Origin of the sequence: Microbacterium sp. UBA837, from assembly GCF_002296025.1 — a bacterium.
Taxonomy (GTDB): Bacteria; Actinomycetota; Actinomycetes; order Actinomycetales; family Microbacteriaceae; genus Microbacterium.
On sequence record NZ_DBHD01000090.1, the window covers coordinates 1 to 3251 of the forward strand.

The window sequence follows — 3251 nt, forward strand, 5'->3', positions numbered from 1 at the left end:
CAGCTCAACTCGTGGCGGCGTCTGCTGGCCGGCACCTCGGGCCACGCCGAGGGGTGGGCGCTCTACGCCGAGAGACTCATGGAGCAGCTCGGCTACCTAGATGACCCCGCCGACCGGCTCGGCATGCTCGATGGCCAGCGGATGCGCGCGGCGCGCGTCGTGTTGGACATCGGTGTGCACCTCGGCAAGCCCCGCTTGGACGGCGACGGCGTGTGGGACCACGACTACGCTCTCGCCTTCATGCGCCGCAACGTGAACATGTCGGATGAGTTCATTCAGTTCGAGGTGAACCGCTACCTGGGCTGGCCGGGCCAAGCACCGTCCTACAAGGTCGGCCAGCGAATCTGGGAGCAACTGCGCGACACGGTTGCCGAGCAGCAGGGTGATGCTTTCGACATCAAGGCCTTCCACAAGCGCGCGCTCGACATCGGTGGCGTCGGGCTCGATACGCTGCGTGCGGCGTTGCTGACCTGAGGATCGGAATAGGGACCGGAATCGTATGGTTCTATGCAAGTGCATGGAAAGGATGCCGTCATGATTCAGTTCGGTCTCGATACCTTCGGTGATGTCACTGTTGATGAGAGCGGAGCGCCCCTCTCGGATGCACAGACGCTGCGAAATCTCGTCGAGCAGGCTGTCCTGGCCGACGAGCTCGGCATCTCGTTCATCGGGGTGGGGGAGCACCACCGCCCCGATTTTGCAGTGTCGAGCCCCGAGATGGTGCTCGCGGCCATCGCTGGCCGAACCCGCGACATCCATCTCGGCACTGCCGTGACCGTTCTGTCTTCAGACGATCCGGTGCGGGTCTACGAGCGGTTCGCGACCCTGGATGCCATCTCGAACGGGCGTGCCGAGGTGGTACTGGGCCGGGGTTCCTTCATCGAGTCTTTCCCCCTGTTCGGGTACGACCTGAAGGATTATGAGGCCCTCTTCGAGGAGAAGCTCGAACTGTTTTCTCTCTTGCGCCAGGAGCGCCCGGTCACGTGGTCGGGCACGACCCGCGCCGCGCTCACGAACGCGGACGTCTACCCGAAGACCGAGGGCTCCGGCCTCACGACCTGGGTTGGTGTCGGCGGATCACCGGAGTCCGTCGTCCGGACAGCGCGGTACGGCTTCGGCCTCATGCTCGCGATCATCGGCGGGCCGGCTGAGCGCTTCGCACCCTACGTCGAGCTCTTCCACCGGTCGCTGGCCTCCTTTGGGCACGATTGCAGGCCCGTCGGTGTCCACTCGCCGGGTCATATCGCCGATACCGATGAGCAGGCGTGGGAACAGGCCTACCCCGCGTTCGAAGCGATGAATAACCGCATCGGAGCCGAACGTGGGTGGCCGCCCTATAGCCGCATGCGGTTTCAGCACGATGTCGGAGCCGGGGGAGCGGTCTATTCCGGATCTCCCGATCGGGTGGCACGCAAGATCGCCGACACTGTCTTGGCGCTCGGCATTGACCGGTTCGATCTGAAGTACTCGAACGGCACACTCGGGCACGACAAGCTGATGCGCTCGATCGAGCTGTACGGCACGAAGGTCATCCCGATGGCGCGCGAAATGATCGCAGAAGGCGCGGAGACACAGCGCGACGAAGCGACCGTAGGCTAGGGGAGTGCACGAGATCCGCTATGTCGCCATCGGTGACTCCTTTTCCGAAGGCGTCGGCGACGAGCTGCCTGATGGCACTGTGCGCGGATGGGCGGACCTCACCGCTCTCGGCTGGGCGAACGCGCTCGGCGCTCCGATTTCGTACGCGAACCTTGCTATCCGCGGCAAGCTTGCGTGGCCGATCGTCGAAGAGCAACTGGAGCCGGCGCTGGCTCTTCGACCGACGCACCTCTCGTTCAACGGCGGCGGCAACGACATGCTGCGGCCCCGCACGACGATCGCGAGCATCGCGGATGCTTTCAGCACCGTGCTGCGCCGGTGTGATGAGGAAGGGGTTCGCCTGGTTTTGCTCTCGGGCGCCAACCCGTCGGCTCAGCTGCCCTTCCGCTCGCTCATCCAACGCCGGGGAGACGATCTCTCGCGCGCGGTCGTGGCCCGAATCGCCGACCGTCCCGATGTCGTCCGGGCTCTCAACTGGCCGGATCGCGAGTTGTCGCATCCATCGTTCTGGTCTGCGGACCGCCTCCATATGAACTCCCGCGGGCATCATCGGGTGGCTACGCGCCTCCTTGGCGCCCTGGGTCATCCCGCACCAGGGGAGTGGTGGTCGATGCCCGAGCAGTCCACCGCCGACGCCGTTCGAGGATTGGCCTACTATCGCGCGCACGTTGGTCCGTGGGTTCGTCGACGGCTGACGGGCACGTCATCGGGTGATGGCCGGGTACCGAAGTTCGGGGATTGGGTGACGATCGAGCCCGAAGCGGCGTGAGCTGGTCTATCGTGGGGCACAAGGGGGTGGCGATGATGACGTTCTGGAACCGGCTGACTCGCCTCTTTGTCCGTAAGCCCGTCTCGTTCTCCGAGGCGAAAGAGGGTCGCGAAGCGCAGGAAGCTGTTGAGCGAGCGCGTGCCGCGGCTCAGCATCAGTTCCAAGACAGAACCGTGCGCAACAGCGGCTGGTTCATGTGACTCCGCCCGGATGCGGCCATATGCCACATCCGGAATCTAGTGTCAAGGCGCTTTCGACCGTGCGGTGCGTCCACCAAGGTGTTGGGTGCGGCTTCTGCCGCACTGACGAAAGGGACGCTCCATGAGTATTGGTACCGGCATCGTGCTGTTCGTGATCGGCGCGATCTTGGCTTTCGCCGTGAACGTCGAGGTCGAGTGGATCAACCTTGACCTCGTCGGCTACATCCTGATGGGCGCCGGTGTTCTCGTGTTCCTGTTCGGGATCATTCTGTTGGCGCGGCGGCGCCAGACCGAAACTGTGACTCGGTCGAGCGTCGATCCCGCAACGCAGGAGCGCGTGGATCGCCGCAGCACGAGCACGACCGACGACGGCGCGGGCCTCTGATCCTGGGGAGCTGCGCGACAGGCTCCTAGAGGGTTAGCGCCCGATCAGCTCCGCAGGGTGCGTCAGTCGCCACCAATCAGCGGGAGGGTCAATTGACTCGGTCACGATGAGGTCAGCGCGCTCCGTGTGAGGACCGGCGGTCCAGGCGATCTGACCCACGACGTCGCCCGTCGCGAACTCCGTCGGGTCAGCCATGGTGACCTCCACGGAAATCGGTGTGTCGGACCAGGTGAAGAATCGACGTCGCGCGAGATCACGACCTCGGTGGTTCCACCCCACGGTGCCGGGCGTCCTCCTG

General features: G+C 64.7%; 5 protein-coding genes and 1 pseudogene. 5 read left to right on the top strand and 1 reads right to left on the bottom strand.

The genetic code is table 11. The features are described 5' to 3' along the window. The 5 genes from B3587_RS06740 to B3587_RS06760 form a co-directional block, all read left to right on the top strand. A partial coding sequence (locus B3587_RS06740; protein ID WP_292727372.1) for a DUF885 domain-containing protein occupies window positions 1-474 on the top strand: 474 nt, incomplete at its 5' end. 60 nt (window positions 475-534) lie between these two features. Further along, window positions 535-1599 carry an LLM class flavin-dependent oxidoreductase gene (locus tag B3587_RS06745; protein ID WP_292727374.1) on the top strand — a complete coding sequence of 355 codons (1065 nt, stop codon included), beginning with the start codon at window positions 535-537 and terminating at the stop codon, window positions 1597-1599. 4 nt (window positions 1600-1603) lie between these two features. Beyond that, on the top strand, window positions 1604-2368 hold the full coding sequence (locus tag B3587_RS06750; protein ID WP_292727376.1) for an SGNH/GDSL hydrolase family protein: 765 nt from the start codon (window positions 1604-1606) through the stop codon (window positions 2366-2368). Beyond that, window positions 2365-2568, top strand: a complete 204-nt coding sequence (locus B3587_RS06755) for a hypothetical protein (protein ID WP_292727377.1) — start codon at window positions 2365-2367, stop codon at window positions 2566-2568. The genes B3587_RS06750 and B3587_RS06755 overlap by 4 nt, the downstream gene beginning before the upstream one ends. A 121-nt stretch (window positions 2569-2689) precedes the next feature. Next, window positions 2690-2953, top strand: coding sequence for a DUF6458 family protein (locus B3587_RS06760; RefSeq protein ID WP_228178693.1), 264 nt, complete (start codon window positions 2690-2692; stop codon window positions 2951-2953). A gap of 33 nt (window positions 2954-2986) precedes the next feature. Here the strand turns inward: B3587_RS06760 and B3587_RS06765 are convergent. Next, window positions 2987-3251: pseudogene (locus B3587_RS06765) on the bottom strand (hypothetical protein); the annotation flags it as partial.

Excerpts from the sequence above, each read along its gene's own strand:
- B3587_RS06745 (WP_292727374.1), top strand. The coding sequence starts at position 535 with ATGATTCAGTTCGGTCTCGATACCTTCGGTGATGTCACTGTTGATGAG.
- B3587_RS06760 (WP_228178693.1), top strand. The coding sequence starts at position 2,690 with ATGAGTATTGGTACCGGCATCGTGCTGTTCGTGATCGGCGCGATCTTG.